The organism is Microbacterium sp. 2RAF4, from assembly GCF_052115285.1.
Taxonomy (GTDB): domain Bacteria; phylum Actinomycetota; class Actinomycetes; order Actinomycetales; family Microbacteriaceae; genus Microbacterium; species Microbacterium oxydans.
Genome location: NZ_JBFRGI010000002.1, coordinates 1,496,406 through 1,518,423, shown reverse-complemented (window position 1 = coordinate 1,518,423; position 22,018 = coordinate 1,496,406). Strand labels below are relative to the sequence as shown.

Here is a 22,018-nt window from a genome sequence, read left to right as displayed (position 1 = left end):
CGGATGCCCCGTGGGTGGGGTTTCCACGGGGCATCCGCCCTTCTGCGCCGGCGTCGAACGACGGTGTGAGCTGGGGGCTACGACTCCGTCGACGTATGGGGTTGACGCAGCGGCGCACCGGCGATGCGGGTCTCCTCCCCCGAGGACGAGCGCACCGCCGGCGTCATCGCTACGCCGTCAGCCGGCGGCGTCGCAGCAGTCCCGCGCCTCCGAGGAGAAGCAGGATCGCGGCGAGGGCGATCAGTCCGTCAACGGGCGCTCCACCCGTCATCGCGAGCCCGTGGGCCTGGCCGGTGGTCGCTGCGCCCGAGGCGAAAGCGGCTCCGGAGGTCCCGGCGGTCGGGGTGCCGGGGTTCGTACCCGGGTTCGTACCGGGGTTGGTGCCGGGGTTCGTGCCGGGGTCTGTCCCCGGATCCGTTCCCGGATCCGTTCCGGGGTCGGTGCCCGGGTCCGTTCCCGTTCCCGGGTCGGTCACCGTGGCCTCGCCGATCACGGAGATGGCGTTGCCACCGAGTGTGATCGGCAGGTTGACCGGCAGCGCCAGCTGGGTGCCGCCGAGGATGCCGTCGGTTCCGGTGGTGGTGTTGCCGCCGGTGGCCGGGGCGGGTGTCGTGGTCCCGCCGGTTCCGGTGCGGGTGACGGTGGCGTCGTCGAGGACGGAGATCGCGTTGCCGGTCACGCCGATGGGGGCGGTGACGGGTGCGGTGATCTGGGTGCCGCCGAGGACGCTGTCGGTTCCGGTGGTGGTGTTGCCTCCGGTCGCGGGACCGGGGGATGCGGTCGCAGCCGCTCCGCTGCCCGTGGCCGAGGAGTCGCCGAGCAGGGAGATCGCGTTGCCCGACACCGTGACGGGTGCCGTGACGGGCGCGGTCGCCTGCGTGCCGCCGAGGATCGCGTCGTCACCCGAGGTGCCAGCCGACGTGGCGGGAGCGGACGAGCCTGCCGGACCGGCGGTGCCGACGCCCGTCGAGCTCGTGTCGCCGAGCAGCGAGATCGCGTTGCCCGACACCGTGACCGGTGCCGTGACGGGAGCGATGACCTGTGTGCCGCTGCCGACGCCGTCCTCACCGGACGTCGTCGATCCGGTCGGGGAGGGCGCCGGTGCTGCGGTGCCCTGCCCGGTCGGAGCCGTGCTCTCGGTGTCGCCGATAACCGACAGGGCGTTGCCCGTCACGGTGATCGGTGCGCTGACCGCGAGCAGTGCCTGGGTGCCCGAGAGCACTCCGTCCATGCCGTTCGTGGTCACGAGAGGCGCCCCGGCCGATGTGCCGGTCTGGGGAGCCGAGCTCTGGGGAGTCCCGGCCGGGGCGCTGGTCGTCGACGTGTCGGTCACGCTCACGGCGTTGTTCGACACGGTCACGGGGAGGTTGACGGTGACGGCGGCCTGGGTACCGGACGCCGTCCCCGACGCGCCGCTCGTCTCGGCAGGTGCCGGGGCGGGTGCAGGTGCGGGTGCAGGTGCGGGTGCGGGTGCCGGAGCCGGTGCCGGAGCCGGTGCCGGCGCGGGGGCTGGCGGGGTCGACACGACGGCGTCGCTCAACACCGAGATGGCGTTGTTCACGACGGACACCGGGGCGGTGATCGCCGTCTCCGCCTGGGTGCCGGAGAGCAGTCCGTCGTCTCCGGTCGTCTCGGCTGCATTCGCGACCGTCGCGCCGAAGAGCGTGATGCCCCCGGCGATGAGCGTGCCCCAGAGGGCCCGCTTCAAGGAAGTACGCATGATGGTTCTCCTGACTGGGTGGATCGTCTGATGGGTGCACGCGATCGAAGTGCGCGTGCAGCACGGCATCTGTCGTTCCTCGGAAGGAACGACGTGACGATCCGTCAGTCAGGAGAGACGTCGGTGTCGGCGACCGGCGAGGAGGGAACCTCGTCGTCGGAAGCGCCGGAGGTCCGCTCGCCAGCACGGAGCGGAGAAGCGTTCGCGTCGCTGAGACGCGCGGGGGAGGCGCCGTTTCCGCCGCCGGAACCGGCAGAGGAAGACGCGGGGACAGCAGTGCCGAGTGGGCCTCCTGGCGGAGACCCCGCGGGCACAGGAGTGGTGTGGTCGAGGGCCGCGGTGGTGCTCTCGATCGCTGAGCGCGCGGTCGATGGAGGTGACACTGCGGTGGACCCCGAGGTCGCTGTGCCCGATTGTGCCGCTGCGGCATGCTCCGTCGCGAGGACGGCGTCCGTCACCACCGCGTGTTCGACGATCACGCCGGAGACCTCGCCTGGTTCCTGCGTCGGTTCCTGGGCCGTCGGAGGGTTCGTCGGGTCGATGGCTTCCAGTACGGGAGGGACGGTTCCGTTCGTCACGTTCCCGAGGAGGGCGGTGGTGTCGTCGACGACACCGACCACGTCTCCGACTGCCGAGATCAGGCCGAGGTCGGAGGCGAGTCCGCCGACGACGGGGATGCCGGACACGGCCTCGAGAACCGGGTCGGTGATCTGCGAGACAGGCGCACCGGTCAGGGTGTCGGTGACCGGTGCGACGACGGCGGCCGCCGTCTCGGTCACGGCGTTCACGACGGGTGCCACGGCCGGGCCGACGACCGGTGCGCTCGTGACCGGCTGCGTGACGGCGGCGACCACGGCGGGGGCGGCCTGCTGTACGGGGGCGACCACCTGAGTGACCACGGGAGCGACCACCTGCGTGACGACCGGAGCCACAGGGGTCGTGACGGTCGACACCGTCTCGCTGACCAGCGTGGTGAGTCCGTCGAGGGGTCCGTCTTCCTGTTCGTCCGCGTGCGCGGACCCGCCCGCGAAGAGCACTGCGAGCGTCGTCAAGGCGAGCACGCCGATGCCACCCCAGAAGACGCCGGCAGAAATGCCGCGTCGGGTGGCTCGAGCGTCCACGTCAACCTCCCCCTCAGAAGGCCAAGCACGTGTGCCTCCCCCTCAGAAGGCAACGCCTGTCGACGCAGGTGCGTCGATTGCGGGTGACGATACTCGCGCGCAGGCCATCTGTCTAGGGGGTTATCCGCGGGTTTCTGCGGATGTCAGCGCGTGACGCGCCCGAGGAAATCTCGGCTTGACTTTCCCCAGGTTCTACACATCCCGAACGCACACAGGGCAACCTTCAACGCCCGATTTAAACTGATTTTCATCCACAGCCTGGGGAATAGATAAAAGGCTGATCAGAAGCCATAAAAAAGTTTGGATGCGCACTCCTCCACGGGGTTATCCACACCCGTTGTGCACAGACACTCCAGGTTTGTTCGCACGCTCTCCACAGAGTTATCCACAGGCCGTCTTGCATGGGGAAACAGTCGCTCGTAGCGTGGGCGAGCGACCGAATGTCGGAAGCCTCTGTTCTGCTGTTCAGGACGGCGTGAGCGTCGAGACCCGAGGGGCCCGCCCCCGGCCGTCGCACCACGACATCGCATCGGAAACGTCGCATCGAAGGGAAGACTGTGTCGATCGCCGACATCTCAGAGGAGCGCATGGGCGCGAAGCGCGCGCCGGAGCGCACGCCTCCCCACGATCTCCTCGCCGAGCAGAGCGCCCTGGGCGGAATGCTCCTGTCGAAGGACGCGGTAGCGGATGTCATCGAGACCCTCAAAGGTGCCGACTTCTACATCCCGAAGCACGAGCTGATCTTCGAAGCGATCCTCTCGCTGTACTCGCACGGCGAGCCCACCGACGTCGTCGCCGTCACCGATGAGCTCATCAAGACCGGCGAACTCGGTCGCGCCGGCGGCGCCGACTACCTGCACACGCTGACGTCGATCGTCCCCACCGCCGCGAACGCCGGCTACTACGCCGGCATCGTCTCGGAGCGCGCCATCCTGCGCCGCCTCGTCGACGCCGGCACCCGTATCGTGCAGCTCGGCTACGCCGGTGAGGGCGATGCGACCGACATCGTCAACAACGCGCAGGCCGAGATCTACTCGATCACCGGATCCGAGACGGCCGAAGACTACGTGCCGCTGCAGATCGCCGTCGACGCCGCGCTCGAGGAGATCGAGGCGGCGAGTGGCCGCGACGGTTCCATGACCGGCGTGCCTACCGGCTTCAAGGAGCTCGACGAGCTGACCAACGGCCTGCACGGCGGTCAGATGATCGTCGTCGCCGCACGACCCGCCATGGGTAAGTCCACGCTCGCGCTCGACTTCGCGCGCGCGGCATCCATCGGTCACAACCTCCCCTCCGTCTTCTTCTCGCTCGAGATGGGCAAGAGCGAGATCGCGATGCGTCTGCTCAGCGCCGAGGGAGCGATCCCGCTGCAGAACATGCGAAAGGGAAACCTCGACCCGCGCGACTGGACCACCGTCGCCGCGACGCGAGGACGCATCAACGACGCGCCGCTCTACATCGACGACAGCCCCAACATGACGCTCGTCGAGATCCGCGCGAAGTGCCGTCGCCTCAAGCAGCGCGAGGGCCTGCGCATGGTCATCATCGACTATCTGCAGCTCATGACGTCGGGCAAGCGCGTCGAGTCGCGTCAGCAGGAGGTCTCGGAGTTCTCGCGAAGCCTCAAGCTCATCGCCAAGGAACTGCAGGTTCCGGTCATCGCCCTGTCGCAACTGAACCGTGGCCCGGAGCAGCGCACCGACAAGAAGCCCGCCATCAGCGACCTGCGAGAGTCCGGATCGATCGAGCAGGACGCCGACATGGTCATCCTGCTGCACCGCGACTCGGTCTACGACAAGGACGTGCGTCCCGGTGAGGCCGACCTGATCGTCGCCAAGCACCGCAACGGTCCGACCGCGACGATCACGGTCGCGTTCCAGGGACACTACTCGCGCTTCGCCGACATGGCTCCCGGCGGCGACTTCAACTGATCACGGGTCTGTCCTCACGCGGCGTCGCCGCGAGGGAGAGGGCCACACCGCTGCGGTCAGAGGGCCAGCAGCCGATCCGCACGCTTCCTGTCGATGCCCCCGCGCCATCCGGAGAGCGGCGGTGTGATGTCCGACCGCGGCCCGCCGGCCCACGCGTCCGCGACCTCCCCGCGCGACACGAATCGGTCCCAGCTCGGGGACAGCGTGCTCGGCAGCAGACCGTACTCGGCGAGTCCGATGAGGATGCCGTACCGCTGGTACTTGTCCGTTCCCGGGATGACCTTGGCGCGGGCGACGGCCTTCTCGAGCCCGCCCGCCGTCGTGCCGGTCGGTAGCGAGTCGATCACCTCGATGAGGGTGTGCAGTCGCTCGCGGTCCTCCTGCGTCGGAACGGGGAGTCCCGTCGTGACAGCGGTCTCGAGGTCGGGGAGGTAGCGGGCCGGCTGTTCGTTCCACGCCCAGCCGAGCGCGATTCGCAGCAGCACCTCGGTCGCGTCGAACTCATGAGCCTCTCCCTGCCCTCGCGCCAACCCGCAGTCCGGGAGACCGTCGACGTCGACGGGAGCGGTCGCGAGGTGTCGTGCCCAGGCGAAGGAGATGACGATCTGGCGTCCGTGCGCGGCGCTGCCGAGTCCCGCGACGAAAGCGCCGAGCACCGCATCCTCGCCCAGTGCCGAGGCGGCGGTGATCGAACGTTCGAAGACATCGGCGGGAGTGAAACGCTCGACCTCGCGAATAGGCCAGCCGAACGATGACGCCGCCGCCACATCGCCGGGGTCGTCCGTACGGTCGGCCCCGGCGATGCCGCCCGTCCGTGTGAAGCGGTATCCGTACAGTCGCATGAGGACGTCGAGCTCGGTTCCGGTGGGAAAGCGGCGTGGTGCGGTGATCACCTCGCCAGGCTAGAGCACAGCGGGATGGAGGAGACGTCTCAGCGCCGGACCGGGACCAGAGGTTGGAAGTCCCCGGGCGCGACAGCCGGGTCGCTGCTGTCCCGCCGCAGCCGTTCGATCGCCTCGTGCAGAGGGTTCCCGACCGAAACGCATACGCTCACGCAACATCGGATGCGGTGGGGTGGACGTATGAACCCCTCTGCTCGCCCTCGCGCATCCTCCGGTCCCCGGCTGCTCGTCGCGGGTCTCGCGGCGCTGGCGGTCGTCGCCGTCACACTGACACCGCGCCGATTCGCGGGTCCTGCCCGCGCGCTCTTCATGGACTTCGCCCACGTCTTCGCCGCGCCGCTGGTCGAACCGATGAGCTATCTCCAGCTGGAGAGCACTCTCAATGCTCTGCTCTTCGTCCCGCTCGGAGCCGCAGTGGCGCTCGCGCTCAGCAGGCGCCTCTGGATACTCGCGCCCGTGCTGGTGTTCGGCGCGTCATTCGCGATCGAACACGTACAGGCCTCGATCCCCGGTCGCGTTCCCGACGTGCAGGACATCGTCTGGAACACGGTGGGCGGCGTCGTGGGAGCAGCCGTGGTGGGGATCGTCCGTGCGATCGGGGGAGTGCTGCGGCGCGATCGGTGACGACGGGGCCCGCGGCTCAGTCAGGGACTGGTTGCGGTGCGCGGCAGGGCGCGGGTGGGCAGGGCACGGGTGGTCGCTCCGGACGCGGCGACGACCAGCGCGAGCGCCGCAAGACCCCAGGGCAGCGTCGCGGCCACGGCGACGGCGCCGACCAGCAACGGCCCTCCGGCGTCACCGAGTTCGCGCCCGAGCTCCGCCGTCCCCATCGTGCGCCCCATGCGTTCGGGCGGTGTCGTGTCGGCCAGATGGGCGAAGGCGAAGGGTGTGGCGATACCGATCCCGATGCCGAGCAGCCCGGCGGCGACGTACAGGCACGCGACGGCGGGGACGACGGCGGCGACGAGGATACCCGCCGCGATGACCCCGAGGCCGAGCGCCATCGCGGCCCGATCACTCAGACGTCCACTGTCGCGGAGCCGCCCCGACCAGGGCTGGGTGAGCGCCGAGCTCAGTGCCAGGACCGAGGCGATCGCGATGCTCGCGAAGAGCGGCGCGCCCTCACTGCTGGCGAGAGCGGGGAGGAAGCCGATCGCCGCACCGAGCGCGCCGGTGGACGCGGCGAGCACGAGCGTCGGGATGAGGAAGCCCCGCTCCGTCGCCTGACGGACCAGGTCGGCGACCGTGTACCGGGGTCGAGGCAGCGGCTCGAGTCGGGGCAGGGAGATCGCCACCCAGATCGCGGTGAGGACGGCGAGCGCGCTCAGGCACGTGAAGAGGAGGGTGAAGCCGCCCAGGAAGATCAGTGCGGCGCCGAGGAGAGGACCCAGCGTGTAGCCGAGGCCCTTCCAGGATCCGTACCTGCCGAAGTATCGCCCCTTCGCGCCCGGGGCTGCGAGCCGTGCGACCATCGCCGAGGAAGCGGGCGAGAACGCCGAAGCGGCCGCGCCCTGTCCGAGCCGTGCGATCGCGAGGGCTGCCGTGCTCGACGACCACACCCCGATGAGCGACGCGACACCGAACGCGAGAAGCCCGAACACGATGACCGGTTTCGCGCCGATCCGGTCGGCCAGCGAGCCGAAGACAGGTTTGAGGAACACCTCGGCGAGGTCGTAGATCGCCAGAAGCGCTCCCAGACGCAGCAGGTCGAGACCGATGTCCTCGCCGGTCGCGCCGATGCCTGCGGCGATGCTGTGGGCGCCGAACGCCGTGACGAAGCCGGCTGCATACAGCGGTGCGACCTGGCGGGTCGCCGGTGCGGCGGCGGTCGGCGCGCTCACGCGTGGACGGCCTGGTAGACGAGATCGGCGAACCGGGCGAGGTCCTGCACGCACGCGGCCAGCTCGCGGTCGGCGTCCTTGGATGAGCCGGAGTCGAACACGTCGCGGGCGCGGATCGTGCGGTGCCAGCGCTGCAGTCGGTCGAGGCTCTGCTCCTCCTCCTCGAGCTCCGCCAGCGTGAACTTCTTCTTCTCGATCTCACGCGCGATCTCGGCGCGGTACTTCGCGCAGTCGGCGACGAACTCCGCCCAGTCGTCTGCTCTCGCCGCGTCGAAGAGCTTCCGGAGCGCGGCGGTGTCGCCGCCGTCGGCCTGGGTGCGGAGCACGAGGATGTCGCCATCGCCGCGCTGTGCGAGCGCCCGTGCCCGGTCGACCCCCTCGACGCACGCCGGCACATCGGGCGTGACCCAGGTGCCCTGCCCTGCGGGCACCGCGCCGAACTGACGCAGCTCGCGCCAGACCGCGACGCGATGCCGCGACGGTGATGCGGGTACCTGCACCAGGAGCACGAGCCAGCCGTCTGATTTCGTCACACCCCAAACTGTAACAGCTGTTACATCCATCCTCGAGCGAGACATCGATAGCGTGGAGTCCGATCATCGCGAGAGCGGGGAGGGCCATGGCTCAGCAGGAGACGGACGATGCGCGTGTGCGCGACGGGTACGCCGCGCGAGCCGCCGAGTACACGAAGCTGTTCGGCGACATCGCGCAGATGGACGACGACGACCGGGAGCGCATCGGCAGCTGGGCGGACGGCGTCGACGGACGCATCCTCGACGTCGGGTGCGGTCCTGGACACTGGACGGCGTTCCTCGTCGAGCGCGGCGCCGACGCCGAGGGCATCGACCTCGTGCCGGACTTCATCGCCGGCGCCTCCGCGCGATTCCCCCATGTCTCGTATCGGACGGCGTCTCTGGCCGATACCGATCTCCCGCCCGGTTCCTTGGGTGGTGTGCTCGCCTGGTACTCGCTGATCCACGCGACTCCGGATGGGCTTCCGCATCTGCTCGGGGCCGCTCGCCGCGGGATTCGTGAGGGCGGACATCTGCTGGTCGGCTTCTTCGACGGGCCGGACGGACAGCCTTTCCCGCACACCGTGACGACGGCTCACTACTGGTCGGTGCCGGGCATGTCGACCCAGCTCGAGCGTGCCGGCTTCGCGGTGCTCGACAGCGAGACCAGGGTGCAGGAGGGAAGGCGCCCGCACGCATCGATCAGCGCGGTCGCGATCTGACGTCACGCGACTCTCGAGAGCACCCATCCTCAGGGGATCGGCACCGCGCGGTCGGCGCCGAGTCGCTTCATCACCATCGTCGACGTCAGCCGCTGCACGCCCGGCAGGGCCCCGAGGGTGTTGTCGTAGAGCTCCTGGTAGGTGCCCATGTCACGTGTGAGGATGCGCAGCATGTAGTCGGGGTCGCCGAACAGGCGCTGCGCCTCGACGACCGCCGGGATCGCCACCACCGCCTCTTCGAACGCGACGATGGTGTCTTTGTCGGTGCGCCCGATCGTGACGAAGACGATGGCCTCGAACGTCAGGCCGACGGCCGCCGGGGCCACCACCGCCCGGTACCGCTCGATGGCTCCGGACTGCTCCAGTTCCTTGAGTCGACGATGGCACGCGGACAGACTCAGCCCCACCCGGGACGCGAGGTGCGTCGCGCTCATCCGGCCGTCGTCCTGCAGCAGAGAGAGAATCTCCCGGTCAAGTGCATCCATGGTGACAATTCTTGCAGGTAGACGGCATGCTATGCCGAAGAATCGAAGCACCTTTCGCGAGATCCTTCGTAGTCTCTTCCTCGGATTGAGGAGGACCGATGGACATCGCTCTGGTCATGCAGTTCTGGCTGGTCGCCGTCATGCTCGCGTTGACCCCGGGCGCGGACTGGGCGTATGCGATCTCGGCCGGCCTGCGCGCCCGCTCGATCGCCCCGTCCATCCTCGGGATGATCGCCGGGTACACGGTCGTGATCGTCGCCGTCGCTCTGGGGCTCGGCGCCCTGGTCACCGCGTATCCCGTCACCCTGACGACCCTGACCGTGATCGGCGCGCTCTATCTGGTCTTCCTCGGAGCCATGACCCTCGCCAGCCGCCCTGCCCCGATCGCGGAGAGCGGCGAGCCGATCGCCACCGGAGGATGGGGGCAGTTCCTGCGCGGCTCCGGTGTGAGCGGCATCAACCCGAAGGGTCTGCTGCTCCTGCTCGCGCTGCTGCCCCAGTTCACGAGTCCGAGCGGATGGCCCTCGACCACGCAGATGCTCGCCCTCGGGGGACTGCACCTGCTCAATATCGCCGTCGTGTACACGACCGTCGGGCTGCTCGCCCGTCGACTGCTGCGGACGAGGCCGCGTGCGAGCTCGGTCGTCACGCGGATCGCCGGGATCGCGATGACGGTCATCGGCGTCGGCATCCTGATCGAGCAGGTGCTCGAGTGGCTGTGACGGCAGAGGGCTCTTGCCAGGACACAGGTCGTTACCAGCGCACAGGTCGTTACCAGCACACAGGTCGTTACTAGCGCACAGGGTTTTTCCCCGGTGGATGCTGACCTCTCCCGCACACCGCGGAGGTAGCGTCGAGGCGCGACCACGACCGGCGAGCCAGGAGGACCACGTGACGAAGACGGGACGGACGTCCACGGCCCTGCGGCTGCTGCTGCCCGCGTTCCTGCTGGGCGCGATCATCGCGATCTCGTTCCTCGAGGCGCCGCTGAAGTTCCTCGCACCCGGCGTCACGATTCCGATCGGGCTCGGCATCGGGCGACTCGTCTTCACCGCGTTGAACGTGCTCGCGGGTGTCGTGCTCCTCGTGCTCACGCTCGTGAACGTGCGAGCGCGGGCAGGGCGCGGTCCCCTCATCATCCTGGGCGGGATCTGGCTGGTCTTCGTCGTCGAGGTCGCCCTCATCCGTCCCGTGCTGAACCGGCGCAGCGACCTCGTGATCGCGGGTGCGGAAGCGCCGGGGACGGACTGGGCGCACTATGCGTACATCGCGGCCGACCTCGCGATCACCGCACTCCTCGTATCGTTGATCGTCATCACCGCGAGAAGTGTGCTTTCGCCGCCGGACCGCTGAGCTCGTCCCCGGCACCGCGCGGTTTCAGGCCCGCGCACGACGCTGGGCGGGACTTAGGTCCCAAGGACGTCTATCCGCATGCGCTCAAGTGGAATGACGGCCCTCGATAGCCTGACGACATCGGGGCACGCGGAGAAGGGAGACACGTGACCATCGAGGATTCTGAACGGGAAGCGCCGGTGTCGCCACCAGCGCAGGGGCTCATTCGCGTCTTCCTCGTGGATGACCACGAGGTGGTGCGCCGCGGGGTCGCTCAGATCCTGAACGCCGAGCCCGACATGACGGTGGTCGGAGAAGCCGACGGGGTGCAGGCCGCGTTGCGCGGCGTGCGCGGCACCCGCCCCGACGTCGTGGTGATCGATCTCCGGCTCCCCGACGGGAGCGGCATCGAACTGTGCCGCCAGGTGCGCTCCGACGATCCCTCCATCAGGTGCCTGATCTTCACGGCGTATGACGACGAGGCGGCGCTGTTCAGCGCGGTGCTCGCGGGCGCGGCGGGCTACGTCCTCAAAGAGGTGGGTGCGTTCGACCTCGTTTCCGATATCCGGGCGGTGGCCGCCGGAAGAACGCTGCCAGCGAGTCGAGCGAACCAGGCCGGGGAACCGGTGCTGCGCACTCAAGATCCGCGATTGGGTTCACTGGGGCTGCGCGAGCGGCAGATCCTCGGCCTGATCGGCGAAGGTCTGACCAACAGGCAGATCGGGGAGCGGCTGGGACTCGCCGAGAAGACCGTCAAGAACTACGTCTCCGGACTGCTCGAGAAGCTCGCGGTGGAGCGCCGCACCCAGGCTGCGGTGCTCCACGCCGAGTGGCGTCACCACGAATCGGACCGTCATCGCTTCGAATCCTGACCGGCTGTCCGCCGCCTCTCGAACCTCGCTCCTGTCGAGCGCGTCCCCAGATACAGTGCCGCACCGAGGGCGAGCAGGACGGCCGCTCCCGCGATGAGTGCACCGTCGGCTGATCCGCCGGTGGCGCCGAGCGCACCCGGAGCCTGCTCTCCGGGGAGGGAAACCAAGGCCCTGGACACCGAGGCGATGGCCAGGAGCATCGTCCACGGGTGTCGACGGCGGGATACGGCGGTGTCCCTCTCGTTGCTCACGTCTTCTGCCCGCTTGAGTCGGGCGATGGATGTCATGAACCGTAACCGCCGGAATCGGTCAGTGCGGGGACCGAAGGCCCGGAACGAGTGGCGACAGCCGGAACGCCCCGTCGCATGTGGGTACGATCGGCATATCGGGGGAGAGAGAGCAGGAGGAGAAGACGCAGGAGCTCGGTCGGGCATGGCCGACGGGCGAGCGAAGGAGGGTGCGATGCACGATCGCAGATACGGTCAGGAGGCCGTCGCGCGGTTGCACGCGACGGCCGAGAGGCTTTTAGCGGAGTTGGATCTCGAGACGCTGCTGACCATCATCGTCAGCGCCGGTGCCGAGTTGCTTCGGTGCCGAAAGGCGACCCTTCGGATCGTCGATGGTCAGGGGAACGTCGAACGTGAGATCCGCGCGGGGGAAGCAGGCGGCTTCGTGGACGGAGATGCTCCGACACATTCGTCGGAGTCGACGGACCGGACGAGCCTGACGAGAGACGTCGGCGTCGGCGGGATCCGTTTCGGAGTGCTCTCCTTCGTCGGACCGCATGCGGGAGGCTTCACAGAGGAAGACGTCGATATCGCGGACGCTTTCGCCGCGACGGCAGCGATCGCCTGGCAGAACGCGCTGAGGCACGGCAAGGCGCTGCGAGAGGTCCGAGCTGCTGTGGCACTGAACATGCTGATCACACCGATGATCAGTGCGGATGCCGAGGAGATCATCCAGGTCGCCGCACAGGGTGCGTTCAAGATCGTGCCTGCGACCTTCGTGAGCATCGTCTGTCCGCGCGAGGACTCGGGCATGCTGGTCGTGCGGGGAGCGGTCGGCCCTCATGCGGATGAGATCCGCGGTATCGCCTATCCGGCCGACGGCACACTGGCCGGCCGAGCGCTGGCGACGGGCCGGGTCGCCGTCGCCGTCGGCCCGATCGAGTTCCTGACGGCGTCGGGTCCCTTGCGACTCGCTCATGTGGTCGCAGTGCCGTTGCTGGACGGAGAGCGGCGCCTCGGTGTCATCCATCTGGGGCGCGACCATCGAAGCCCGCTCTTCTCGCACGCAGAGATCGACACTGTGGCGACCTTCGCGTCCGCTGCGGCGGAGATCGTCGGCCGCTTGCGGAAGCGACCGACGCTGCGGGAAGTGACTGCGGCAGTGGCGGAGGAACGCAGCCGGATCGCTCGTGACATTCATGACACGGTGATCCAACGCCTGTTCGCGACTGGTCTCGGACTGCAGGCGATCGCCGTGGCCAACCCGCTCATCGATGACGTCATCGAGGCCCAGACGAGTCAGATCGATGCGGCGATCGGCGAGCTGCGATCCACCGTGTCGAGGCTCGTCTCCGTTGCCCGTTCGGATCGACCGGAAGACGTGCGCGACCGGGTCGTGCAGGAGCTCTCTGACCTTGCGGCGACCGCGGGGGCTACCCACCGGGTGGTCTTCGCCGTCCCGCCTGATCAGAGACTCTCGCCCGCGCTGATCGACGACATCCTCGCTGTCGTGAGGGAGGGGTCGTCGAATGTCCTCCGTCACGCGCAGTCTCGCTGGAGCGAGGTGACCGTCGTCATCGACCAGACGACGGCGACCGTCTGCGTCGAGGACGACGGTGTCGGCATCGACGTGGGTGCCCACCGCAGAAGCGGAATCGGGAACATGGAGGAGCGCGCTCTCCGGCACGGTGGCAGTTTCGTCGTCCGCCCCCGCGAGGAAGGAGGAACGCTGATCAGATGGCGGGTGCCCCTCGGTGCGGAGCCTGTGCAGACCTGAGGCGTCTGCCTCGCCGACCGCGGCTCCCGGCCGAGGTCACGGCCGGACGCGGACGGTGCGCCCCTCGAACGACACGAGGTCGCCGTCGCGCAGCTGTCGTCCGCGGCGTCGATCGATCTCGCCGTTCACGGTCACGTACCCGTCGATGATGACCTCTTTGGCGTCGCCGCCCGAGTCGAGCAGGCCGGCGAACTTGAGGAACTGTCCGAGGCGGATCACCTCACCGCCGATGGAGATGTCGTCGATCGGGTCGGAGTTCGTCATCCTTGAATGCTAATCGGACTTGTGTGCTGATCGGCTTCGTCCTCGCAGGACGCGACGATGCCGCCGCCCCGGTAGGGGAGCGGCGGCATCATCATGCCGGGCGTCTCGCGTCCGCCCGACAGGACGCGGCCCGTACCGAGTCAGTCGATGTCGGTTCCGACGACCGCGAAGCCGGCGTCGAACTCGATGTCGATCGATCGGCTGTCCGCGGTGAGCACCGAGGCGTCGTACGGGCTCACCTCGTCGCCGTCCACATCGAGGTCGGTGATCATGCCCTCGGCCTCGGCGAGTGCGGCGGCGACCAGTGCGCGGATCGTCTCATCGTCAAGGGTGAGCGTCGGGCCGGTGTCGTCGCCGTCTGCCGCGTCGGTGGAGGCGACGGTCGCCGCGAGGTCCTCATCGACGCGGACCTCGGTCTCATCTCCCGCCGCTGTGCTCAGCTGCACCTCCCAGGTGCCGTCGCGCTTCGCATCGATCGAGGTGACGTCGCCGTCGGCTGCGCCGCGTGCGGCATCCGCGATCGCGATCAGCTCGTCGGCGGAGGCGGAGCCGATGCCCGTCACCGGGCCGCGACCGTTCGAGGGGGCGTCGCCGCGATCGTCGCTCCGGGGGCCGTCACCGGGCCGACCGTGATCCTCGCTGTCGTCATGGCGGGGGCCGTCCGACACCGAGGCGCGGTCGTCGTCGTCGAACTCGTCACCGATCGCCGCGCCGATGGCGATGCCGCCGCCCGCGAGGACCACGGCTGCCGCGATGCCGCCTCCGATGAAGAGCGCACGCTTGCGGCCGGCCTTCGGGGTGGATCCCGCGGCCCCGGGGGTCGGCTCGGACGCAGGGAACGTCGGGTGCTCTCCGGCGCCGGGCGTGGGTGCCGTCGCGGCAGGGGGCGCGGGAGCCGTCGGCACGGCTGCAGCATCGGGAGTCGGGGTCACCGGCACGGTCTGCGCGTCCGGCGCGCTCTCGGGGGTCTGGTCGGGAGAGGGTGTCTTGTCGTCCATGACTCGATGCTCTCCCGCGGGCGCTGAAGCCTCCCTGAAGCGTCCTGAAGAATCCTTCAGGAACCCGTCGCTCAGGCGCTGCGGGGGAGGGTGAGGACGAACCGCGCTCCGCCCCATCGGGAGTCGTCGACCGTGAGAGACCCGCGGGAGGAGCTGGCGATGCCACGCGCGATGGCGAGTCCGAGGCCGCTGCCGCCCGCGTCGCGGCTGCGTGCATCGTCGAGGCGCACGAAGCGCTCGAAGATGCGTTCACGCTCCTCGGCGGGCACGCCGGCCCCGTCGTCTTCGATCGTGACGAACACGTATCCGTCCGAGGGGACGACACCGATCGCGACCCGCCCGCGGCTGTGGCGCACGGCGTTGTCGGCGAGGTTGCGCAGCAGTTGACCGAGCAGGCGGGGGTCGCCGCTCACCCTGGCGGCGCTGATGCCCGTGCCGTCGACGTCGATCCCGGCCGTGCGGAGCCGTCGCACCTCCGCGAGGGCGATGTCGTCGAGGTCGACCGGTTCATCGTGCGTGCCCGCACCCTCGTCCAGACGAGCGAGAAGCAGCAGCGACTCCACGATGCCCTGCAGGCGGAGTCCTTCCTCGGACACGACCTCGGCGAGCTCGCCGATGCTCGTCACCTCGGGGTGGGCGTGGGCGAGCTCCGCATGCTGGCGGATGGTGGCGAGCGGGGAGCGCAGTTCGTGCGAGGCATCGGAGACGAAGCGTCGTTGGGCCGTGGCCGCGGCGTCGAGGCGATCGAGCATGCCGTTCATGGTGGTCGCGAGCGCAGCGATCTCATCCGCCGTCTCGGGCACGGGCACTCGCTGGTGCAGGCGTTCGGCGGTGATGCCGTCGACCTCTTCGCGGATGCGTTCCACCGGGCGCAGCGCGCGACCCACGACCAGCCACGTGGTGACGGCCACGAGCAGCAGCAGCAGGGGGACCGCGATCCCGAGCAGCGTCGCGACCGTCGCCAGGGTCTCGGCGTCGTCGTCCATCGAGACCGCGAGCACGAGCGTCTGATCGCCGTCGATGTCTTCCGAGACCACCAGGACGGTGTCGCCGTCGACGGTGGTCGTCTGCGGGTCGTCGTCTGCCGGGAGCGGGGTCGACCCCAGTTTGTCGCGGGCCTCCTCGCTCGCGGCGCGTACCGAGCCATCCGGACCGAGGATCTGCAGGATCTCGTCTTCGAGCGCGTCGATGCCCTTGCCGCCCGGTCCACCCGCACGCTCGGCGAGCTCGCTGAGCCGCTGTTCCGCGGCGCGCTCCGTGCTGTCGTGGATGCTCGCGCTGAGCACGCCGTAGAAGGAGAAGGCGCCGACCAGCAGCGCGACGGCGACGACCGCGGTGGCGCCGAGCGTGGTCCTGCCGCGCACCGAGCGCCAGCTGCGGCTAGCCACCGTCCGCCGCCAGACGATAGCCCGCACCGCGGATGGTCTCGATGGCCTCGCGCCCGAAGGGCTTGTCGAGTTTGCGGCGGAGGTGCCCGACGTAGACCTCGACGATGTTGGGGTCGCCGTCGAAGTCGTCGTCCCAGACGCCGTCGATCAGGGCACGCTTCGACAGCACCTGCCCGCGATGACGCATGAGGTGCTCGAGCACGGAGAACTCCCGAGCGGTGAGGGTCACGGGCGTCTCCCCGCGCCAGACGCGGTGCGCGGCCGGATCCAGCCGCAGATCGCCCGCCTCCAGGATCGCCGGACGCGCCACGGCCCCGCGGCGCACGAGGGCCCGCAGGCGAGCGACGAGGATCGCGAACGAGAACGGCTTCGTGACGTAGTCGTCGGCTCCGCTCTCGAGTGCCTCGACCTGATCCCACTCGCCGTCCTTCGCGGTGAGCATCAGCACGGGTGTCCAGTTCTCCTCGGCTCTGAGTGCCTCGCACACCTTCCAGCCGCTCATGCCCGGCATCATCAGGTCGAGCACGATCGCGTCGTACGGCGTCTCGCGCGCCCGCCAGAGTCCGTCGACCCCGTTGTGAGCGACATCGACGGCGAAGCCCTCGGCCTCGAGCCCCCGACGCACGCCGTCGGCAAGGCGCACCTCGTCGTCCACCACCAGGATCCGCATGCCTCCAGTGTGGCCGGTCGACGCTGAATCGCCGCTGAAGCCGTCACGAGCCGCAGCTCGGATGCACCATCTGCGCGATTCGAAGGAGGGACCTAATCGCTGGTGGACGAAAGGTGTGTCTGGATCTCGCGGATCACCTCGCCGAGGGAGCCGGAGGAGAGGAGCCCGGGGCCGAGGGGGCCGGCGGGGTCGGTGCCCAGGGGTGGGAGGGGGCGCAGGGCTGCAGCGGCTTCGGGGGAGAGGTGCGCGAGTTGCCAGCGCACCTCTGCGGCACGGGCGTCGGCGGCACGGGCGTCGGCGGCACGGGCGTCGGGCGCGTCCGGGTGTGCCAGCTCGACGGCCCGCGCGGCGTAGGCGGCTGCCCCGAGAGCATGCGCGCCCATGTGCGCGACCCCGGCGGCCTGAGCTGCGGAGCGGGCGGCGGCTGTCCCTGCAGGGGTCAGGGCGCTGCGGGCGGCCCTGCCAGCCACGAAACGACGACGGATCTCGCCCGCCGCCGTGAGCTCGCCCCGGGCGAAGGCGCGCGTCCTGGCGATGGCATCGCGCGCACGGACGTCGTCCGGGGCCTCCCTCTCGAACAGCGGCAGCACGCGCTCGGCGCAGTCGGCCGCCCACACCGCGACGATCCGACGGTCGGTCTCGGTCATGCCCTGAGGAGTCGACACCGGGCTCATCTCGCCCGTCGTTCGGTGCGAGCGCGTGCGGCCTCATGCGCGTCGCGGAGGAGGGCGAGCACGGCACCGTCCGTCGTCTCCGTGGGGCCGATCACGCATACCCAGCCGGCGGCGCCGTACAGAGGGTGAGGCCGGAACACGTCGACCGCCGTCGGGTCGGTGCCGTCGTCTGTGAGCGACCCCGCCGCGATGATCGACTCCGCTCGCTCGCGTCCGACGTGGATGTTCACCCGGAAGCGCCCTGGAGCATCCAGCGCCGAGGACGTGTCGTCGGGGTAGTCCTTCGTGATGATCGTCCCGTAGGGCTGAGTGCGCTCCGGCACCCGTCCGTCGGGCGCGTAGTAGAAGTACGCGTCTCCCCACGACAGTTCGGGGAAGTCGCCGCCTGCCTCCGGGGCGACGACGAGGACGCCGCTGAACGCGCTGACCTCTTCGAGGATCTCCTGCATTTCCATCCTTCAATGCTGAGGCTGACGTGCTTATGTGGACTCAAGCACGGGAAAGACGAGGATGAGCGTGCAGAACCCTCAAGAGCAGGCGATGACCACGGCGGCGCTCGGCCGACTGGTCGAATACTCGACGCAGCAGGTGCGCGACCTCGAGCGACTCGGCGTCCTCCCTGCCGCGGAGCGCGGTGCGAACGGTTACCGGCGGTATCGGGCGCCGCATGCGCTGGCGCTGCGCGCCTATCGCGCGTTGGCGACGGCGCTCGGTCCGGTGCCCGCGCGTCGACTGATGCCCGCTCTCATCGGCGGATCGGTCGAGCAGGCGGCGGAGCGGATCGACGCCCTGCACGCGGACCTCGCCCTGGAGCGCTCACGGGTGCGCGCGGCCCTGCGCGGCCTCGAGGACGCGGTGGCGGAGGCCGACGATCCGTTCGTCGAGGACGATGCGATGGCCATCGGGGAACTCGCCCAGGCGCTCGGCGTCCGTTCCTCCGCACTGCGCCACTGGGAGCGAGAAGGGCTCGTGCGCCCCCTTCGACGTGCGGGATCGGTCCGCTCCTACGACTCCATCGCGATCACCGAGGCGCGGGTCGCCGCGGCCCTGCGTTCGGGCGGCTACGGCATCCCCGCCGTTTCGCGGATCATCGACGAGGTGCGCGCGCACGGTGACACCGAGCAGGTGCAGCGCACCCTCGCCGAGCGGCTGGCCGACCTCACGCGCCGCAGCGTCGCGCTTCTCGCAGCGGCGGGACACCTGCACGCCCTGCTCGTGGAACGTCTCGCGGAGCAGGGGGGAGCGTCGCTCACGCCCGTGCCCCGATCTGCGCCAGGACTTCCGGGATCAGCGGATTCTCGTCGAGGGGGTCGGTGATGACCGCGGCGACCGCCTCGAACGGCAGCACCGGGTAGCGAGAGGCGGCGCCGATCTTCTCGTCGCTGGCCAGAACGATGGTCGCGGCGCATCGGGAGGCGATCGCCCGCTTGGTGACGGCATCGTCGAGTTCGCCCGTCGTGAGGCCGTGTCGAGGGTCGACGCCCGTGACGCCGACGAAGAACGCGTCGGCAGCGAGGTGTTGGATCGCCTCCATCGCGAGTCCTCCGCCGGCCACGAGAGAGTGCCTCGTGAGCTCGCCGCCGATCATGATCACGCGTGCATCCGAGTGCTCGGCGACGGCGAGCGCGACGGCGGGGCTCGGGGTGATGACCGTGATGTCGGTTCCGGAGGGCAGCAGCCGCGCCATCGCCAGCGTGGTGGTTCCCGCATCCAGCACGATCGTCGATCCGGGACGGATGGTCGTGACCGCCCGACGGGCGACCCGCTCTTTGCTCTCAGTCGCCAGGTCGTGGCGTTCCCGCACCGGGCGATCCGCCGCGGCGATGGGCAGCGCCCCGCCGTACACGCGCTGGAGCCTGCCCTCCTCGGCGAGCTCGCGGAGGGCGCGGCGGATGGCGTCTTCCGATACTCCGAGGTCCTCGGCCGCAGCCTTCGCCACGACCCGTCCCTCGCGGGCGAGCACGTCGAGCAGGTGTTCTTTGCGCTGAGCAGCGAGCATACGTTTCCTCACGAAGTTGCACGTTTATGCATGATTCAGACTACAGTCATCTCCATGATGAAACCACTCCTGATCCTGATCGCCGGCCCCTACCGTTCCGGCACGAACGGCGACCCCGCCCTGATCGCTCGCAATCTCGCGCGCCTGGAGGAGGCGTCCGGTCCGATCTTCCGCCTCGGCCACGTGCCGATGATCGGGGAGTGGGTCGCGTTGCCGGTCCTGCGCACCCTCGAGCAGGGCGGCTCCGGCGAGGGAGACGTCATGTACGAGACCGCCCGCCGACTGCTGCTGCACTGCGATGCCGTGCTCCGGCTGCCCGGGGAGTCGTCCGGCGCGGACAAGGACGTCGAGATCGCCCACGAGCTCGGGCTCCCCGTGTACCGGTCACTCGACGAGATTCCCGCAGCTCCGACTCCGTAGGCTGGAGGCATGACCAAGAACCTCTGGACCATCCTCGGCGTCATCCTCGCCGTCGTGATCGCGTGGTGGATCGTGAGCGCGCTGTTCTCGGTCCTCGCGTTCATCTTCAAGCTCGGGATCGTCGCTGTCGTCGCCGTGGTGGTCTTCCTCGTGCTGCGCGGCATCTTCAGTCGCAGCGACGACTGACGAGGCGTCACCGCGGGTAGGTCACGTCGCTCAGCTGCTCCGAGAGGTCCCAGCTGCGCGCGGCATCCGCGGTGCTCCGCAGCGGGCGATAAAGAGCCTGCTCGGCCGGAGCCCCGCCCACGTGGCCCAGGCCGCGCGGTCCGTACATCCGCCCGGGCAGAGCGGACGGAACGACGGCCGCATACAGGGCGGGCAGCGCGGCGCTCTCGGCCGTGCCGACGATCAGACCGCGCTGGGAAGCCCACCGGATCACCCGCACCTCGACGGTGTCGTCGGCGCGACCGAGCTCCGGGCGAGCAGCCAGCAGGCTCGTGGGGGCGACTCCGGGGTGGGACAGGTTCGATGTGATGCCCCATCCGAGCGCCTGGCTACGGCGGTCGAGTTCGAGACCGAACAGGCCGAGGGCGATCTTCGACTGCCGGTAGGCCCGCATCCCGTCGTAGGACTTCTCCCCATTCGGGTCCTGCCAGTCGATCGATCCGCGGGCGGCGGCCACGCTCACCTGCGAGGTCACGCGCGCCCGCCCCGCACGGAGCACGGGCAGGAGGTGCGCGACGAGGGCGAAGTGGCCGAGATGGTTCGTGCCGTACTGCACCTCGAATCCGTCGACCGTGGTCTGCCGGTCCGGAGGGTTCATCACGCCCGCGTTGTTGATGAGCAGATGCACGGGGCTGCCGTCCCTGCGCATCGTCTCGCCGAATTCCGCGACGGAATCGAGCGATGAGAGGTCGAGCGGCGTCGTCTGCACCTGCGCACCCGGCGCGGCGTCCCTGAGGGTCGCGGCGGCGGCATCCCCCTTCCGCGGATTGCGCACGGGCAAGACGATCTCGGCTCCGGCGCGGGCGAGACGCGTGGCGATGTGCAGGCCGATGCCGTCGCTGCCTCCCGTCACCACCGCACGGCGGCCGGCGAGAGAGGGGATGCGGATGTCGGGGATGCGCGGACTCATGGTGTGCTCCTTGGGGTCGTCCTCCAGCGTGCGTGCTGTGCGTCGCCGCAACCAGGACTCCCCGTGCAGTGGATACCCGCACCGACGGATGCGAGGATCGGGGCGTCGGGAGGAGGGCCGGATGGTCATCGACAGGACGGCGCTCGCGGGGTTCCTGCGACTGCGGCGAGACAGTCTGCAGCCGGAGGACGTGGGGCTTTCGCGTGGCGCGAGGCGTCGCACCGAGGGGCTTCGCCGCGAAGAGGTCGCCGCGCTCAGCCACATGTCGGCCGACTACTACGCGCGACTCGAACGCGGCGACGGGCCGCTGCCCTCGGAGCAGATGCTCGCCGCGATCGCCCAGGGGCTGCACCTCACGATCGACGAGCGCGACCACCTGTTCCGCCTCGCCGGACATCAACCGCCCGCGCGGGGCGGAGTCGGCGACCACATCGGACCGGGGATGCTGCGAATCCTCGACCGGCTGCAGGACACTCCGGCCGAGATCGTGAGCGAACTCGGAGAGACTCTGCGGCAGACGCCCCTCGGCGTCGCGCTCACCGGCGACACGGCGCACCTCACCGGTATGGAGCGGAGCCTCGGCTATCGCTGGTTCCGCGACCCGTCCACGCGGGACCTGTACGACCCCGCTGAGCATGGGTTCCTGTCGCGGCTGTGGGTGTCGGGACTGCGCGAGGTCATCGCCCGGCGGGGCCCGTCGTCCCGCGCTGCCCGCATGGCCGACTCGCTGCAGGAGCACAGCGCCGAGTTCCGCGAGATCTGGCAGCGTCACGAGGTCGGGCTCCGGCCCCGCGAGACGAAGCGCTTCGTGCATCCCAGCCTCGGGCCGATCGAGCTGACGTGTCAGAGCCTCATCGATCCCGAGCAGTCGCAGTTCCTGCTCGTCTACACCGCAGCCCCGGGGTCGGAGAGCTACGAGAAGCTCGCGCTGTTGTCGACCCTGGCTCCCAGGGCTCTCGTGTAGCGGGACTTTCGAATCGCGCAAAGGGTGGTGAAAGGGCGTGCGGAGTACCCATGCGCGCGATTCG

At 69.6% G+C, this 22,018-nt stretch carries 26 protein-coding genes; 11 read left to right on the top strand and 15 right to left on the bottom strand.

Annotation, left to right across the window (positions count from 1 at the left end; genetic code table 11):
- Window positions 1–169 precede the first annotated feature (169 nt).
- Together AB4070_RS11785 and AB4070_RS11780 are read right to left on the bottom strand one after the other, a co-directional pair.
- On the bottom strand, window positions 170–1,720 hold the full coding sequence (locus AB4070_RS11785; RefSeq protein ID WP_441980258.1) for a chaplin family protein: 1,551 nt from the start codon (window positions 1,718–1,720) through the stop codon (window positions 170–172).
- Between the two features lie 104 nt (window positions 1,721–1,824).
- Window positions 1,825–2,841, bottom strand: a complete 1,017-nt coding sequence (locus AB4070_RS11780; RefSeq protein ID WP_441980257.1) for a hypothetical protein — start codon at window positions 2,839–2,841, stop codon at window positions 1,825–1,827.
- Between the two features lie 557 nt (window positions 2,842–3,398).
- Here AB4070_RS11780 and dnaB point away from each other — a divergent pair.
- Window positions 3,399–4,772 (top strand): replicative DNA helicase, encoded by a 1,374-nt coding sequence (gene dnaB / locus AB4070_RS11775; RefSeq protein ID WP_082066285.1) that lies wholly within the window; start codon window positions 3,399–3,401, stop codon window positions 4,770–4,772.
- Window positions 4,773–4,828: 56 nt separating this feature from the next.
- Here dnaB and AB4070_RS11770 read toward each other — a convergent pair whose 3' ends face one another.
- Window positions 4,829–5,665 carry a hypothetical protein gene (locus tag AB4070_RS11770; protein ID WP_441980256.1) on the bottom strand — a complete coding sequence of 279 codons (837 nt, stop codon included), beginning with the start codon at window positions 5,663–5,665 and terminating at the stop codon, window positions 4,829–4,831.
- Window positions 5,666–5,854: 189 nt separating this feature from the next.
- On the opposite strand from AB4070_RS11770, the gene AB4070_RS11765 reads away from it, so the two are divergent.
- Window positions 5,855–6,298: a VanZ family protein gene (locus AB4070_RS11765; protein ID WP_441980255.1), complete on the top strand. Its 444-nt coding sequence runs from the start codon at window positions 5,855–5,857 to the stop codon at window positions 6,296–6,298.
- Between the two features lie 20 nt (window positions 6,299–6,318).
- Here the strand turns inward: AB4070_RS11765 and AB4070_RS11760 are convergent, their stop codons facing one another.
- Together AB4070_RS11760 and AB4070_RS11755 are read right to left on the bottom strand one after the other, a co-directional pair.
- Window positions 6,319–7,515, bottom strand: a complete 1,197-nt coding sequence (locus AB4070_RS11760) for an MFS transporter (protein ID WP_441980254.1) — start codon at window positions 7,513–7,515, stop codon at window positions 6,319–6,321.
- On the bottom strand, window positions 7,512–8,048 hold the full coding sequence (locus tag AB4070_RS11755) for a Chromate resistance protein ChrB (RefSeq protein WP_441980253.1): 537 nt from the start codon (window positions 8,046–8,048) through the stop codon (window positions 7,512–7,514). Before AB4070_RS11755 ends, AB4070_RS11760 begins: the two co-directional genes overlap by 4 nt.
- A gap of 86 nt (window positions 8,049–8,134) precedes the next feature.
- Between AB4070_RS11755 and AB4070_RS11750 the strand changes: the two genes are divergently transcribed.
- Window positions 8,135–8,749, top strand: a complete 615-nt coding sequence (locus tag AB4070_RS11750) for a class I SAM-dependent methyltransferase (RefSeq protein WP_441980252.1) — start codon at window positions 8,135–8,137, stop codon at window positions 8,747–8,749.
- A gap of 29 nt (window positions 8,750–8,778) precedes the next feature.
- On the opposite strand, the gene AB4070_RS11745 is transcribed toward AB4070_RS11750, so the two are convergent.
- Window positions 8,779–9,234 (bottom strand): Lrp/AsnC family transcriptional regulator, encoded by a 456-nt coding sequence (locus tag AB4070_RS11745; RefSeq protein WP_045262464.1) that lies wholly within the window; start codon window positions 9,232–9,234, stop codon window positions 8,779–8,781.
- Window positions 9,235–9,332: 98 nt separating this feature from the next.
- Between AB4070_RS11745 and AB4070_RS11740 the strand changes: the two genes are divergently transcribed.
- From AB4070_RS11740 to AB4070_RS11730, 3 genes are all read left to right on the top strand, one after another.
- Window positions 9,333–9,956 (top strand): LysE family translocator, encoded by a 624-nt coding sequence (locus AB4070_RS11740; protein WP_441980251.1) that lies wholly within the window; start codon window positions 9,333–9,335, stop codon window positions 9,954–9,956.
- A gap of 169 nt (window positions 9,957–10,125) precedes the next feature.
- On the top strand, window positions 10,126–10,587 hold the full coding sequence (locus AB4070_RS11735) for a hypothetical protein (protein ID WP_441980250.1): 462 nt from the start codon (window positions 10,126–10,128) through the stop codon (window positions 10,585–10,587).
- A gap of 146 nt (window positions 10,588–10,733) precedes the next feature.
- The gene (locus AB4070_RS11730) at window positions 10,734–11,438 is read left to right on the top strand and encodes a response regulator (protein ID WP_441980249.1); all 705 of its coding nucleotides are present in this window, start codon (window positions 10,734–10,736) and stop codon (window positions 11,436–11,438) included.
- On the opposite strand, the gene AB4070_RS11725 is transcribed toward AB4070_RS11730, so the two are convergent.
- Window positions 11,420–11,725 (bottom strand): hypothetical protein, encoded by a 306-nt coding sequence (locus tag AB4070_RS11725; protein ID WP_441980248.1) that lies wholly within the window; start codon window positions 11,723–11,725, stop codon window positions 11,420–11,422. The genes AB4070_RS11730 and AB4070_RS11725 overlap by 19 nt on opposite strands.
- Before the next feature lie 175 nt (window positions 11,726–11,900).
- Here AB4070_RS11725 and AB4070_RS11720 point away from each other — a divergent pair, with 175 nt between their 5' ends.
- Complete coding sequence (locus AB4070_RS11720) at window positions 11,901–13,442, top strand: sensor histidine kinase (protein WP_441980247.1); 1,542 nt, start codon at window positions 11,901–11,903, stop codon at window positions 13,440–13,442.
- A gap of 36 nt (window positions 13,443–13,478) precedes the next feature.
- Here AB4070_RS11720 and AB4070_RS11715 read toward each other — a convergent pair whose 3' ends face one another.
- From AB4070_RS11715 to AB4070_RS11690, 6 genes are all read right to left on the bottom strand, one after another.
- A complete protein-coding gene (locus AB4070_RS11715) occupies window positions 13,479–13,706 on the bottom strand; it encodes an RNA-binding S4 domain-containing protein (RefSeq protein WP_017829834.1) in 228 nt (75 codons plus the stop codon).
- 140 nt (window positions 13,707–13,846) lie between these two features.
- Window positions 13,847–14,704, bottom strand: coding sequence for a hypothetical protein (locus AB4070_RS11710; RefSeq protein ID WP_441980246.1), 858 nt, complete (start codon window positions 14,702–14,704; stop codon window positions 13,847–13,849).
- Between the two features lie 71 nt (window positions 14,705–14,775).
- Window positions 14,776–16,092, bottom strand: a complete 1,317-nt coding sequence (locus tag AB4070_RS11705; RefSeq protein ID WP_441980245.1) for a sensor histidine kinase — start codon at window positions 16,090–16,092, stop codon at window positions 14,776–14,778.
- Window positions 16,085–16,762: a response regulator transcription factor gene (locus AB4070_RS11700; RefSeq protein WP_441980244.1), complete on the bottom strand. Its 678-nt coding sequence runs from the start codon at window positions 16,760–16,762 to the stop codon at window positions 16,085–16,087. Before AB4070_RS11700 ends, AB4070_RS11705 begins: the two co-directional genes overlap by 8 nt.
- A gap of 92 nt (window positions 16,763–16,854) precedes the next feature.
- Window positions 16,855–17,409, bottom strand: coding sequence for a putative immunity protein (locus tag AB4070_RS11695; protein ID WP_441980243.1), 555 nt, complete (start codon window positions 17,407–17,409; stop codon window positions 16,855–16,857).
- A gap of 23 nt (window positions 17,410–17,432) precedes the next feature.
- Entirely contained in the window at window positions 17,433–17,891 is a 459-nt protein-coding gene (locus tag AB4070_RS11690; RefSeq protein ID WP_441980242.1) for a DUF6194 family protein, read from the bottom strand.
- Window positions 17,892–17,952: 61 nt separating this feature from the next.
- Between AB4070_RS11690 and AB4070_RS11685 the strand changes: the two genes are divergently transcribed.
- Window positions 17,953–18,753, top strand: a complete 801-nt coding sequence (locus AB4070_RS11685; RefSeq protein WP_441980241.1) for a MerR family transcriptional regulator — start codon at window positions 17,953–17,955, stop codon at window positions 18,751–18,753.
- On the opposite strand, the gene AB4070_RS11680 is transcribed toward AB4070_RS11685, so the two are convergent.
- Window positions 18,686–19,435, bottom strand: a complete 750-nt coding sequence (locus AB4070_RS11680; RefSeq protein ID WP_441980240.1) for a DeoR/GlpR family DNA-binding transcription regulator — start codon at window positions 19,433–19,435, stop codon at window positions 18,686–18,688. The two genes, AB4070_RS11685 and AB4070_RS11680, sit on opposite strands and share 68 nt — an antisense overlap.
- Before the next feature lie 54 nt (window positions 19,436–19,489).
- On the opposite strand from AB4070_RS11680, the gene AB4070_RS11675 reads away from it, so the two are divergent.
- Together AB4070_RS11675 and AB4070_RS11670 are read left to right on the top strand one after the other, a co-directional pair.
- Entirely contained in the window at window positions 19,490–19,855 is a 366-nt protein-coding gene (locus AB4070_RS11675; protein ID WP_441980239.1) for a DUF4406 domain-containing protein, read from the top strand.
- 9 nt (window positions 19,856–19,864) lie between these two features.
- A complete protein-coding gene (locus AB4070_RS11670; RefSeq protein WP_046748560.1) occupies window positions 19,865–20,041 on the top strand; it encodes a hypothetical protein in 177 nt (58 codons plus the stop codon).
- A gap of 7 nt (window positions 20,042–20,048) precedes the next feature.
- Here the strand turns inward: AB4070_RS11670 and AB4070_RS11665 are convergent, their stop codons facing one another.
- Window positions 20,049–20,990, bottom strand: a complete 942-nt coding sequence (locus tag AB4070_RS11665) for an SDR family oxidoreductase (RefSeq protein WP_441980238.1) — start codon at window positions 20,988–20,990, stop codon at window positions 20,049–20,051.
- Between the two features lie 121 nt (window positions 20,991–21,111).
- Between AB4070_RS11665 and AB4070_RS11660 the strand changes: the two genes are divergently transcribed.
- Window positions 21,112–21,954 carry a helix-turn-helix transcriptional regulator gene (locus AB4070_RS11660; protein WP_441980237.1) on the top strand — a complete coding sequence of 281 codons (843 nt, stop codon included), beginning with the start codon at window positions 21,112–21,114 and terminating at the stop codon, window positions 21,952–21,954.
- The last annotated feature ends 64 nt before the right edge of the window (window positions 21,955–22,018 follow it).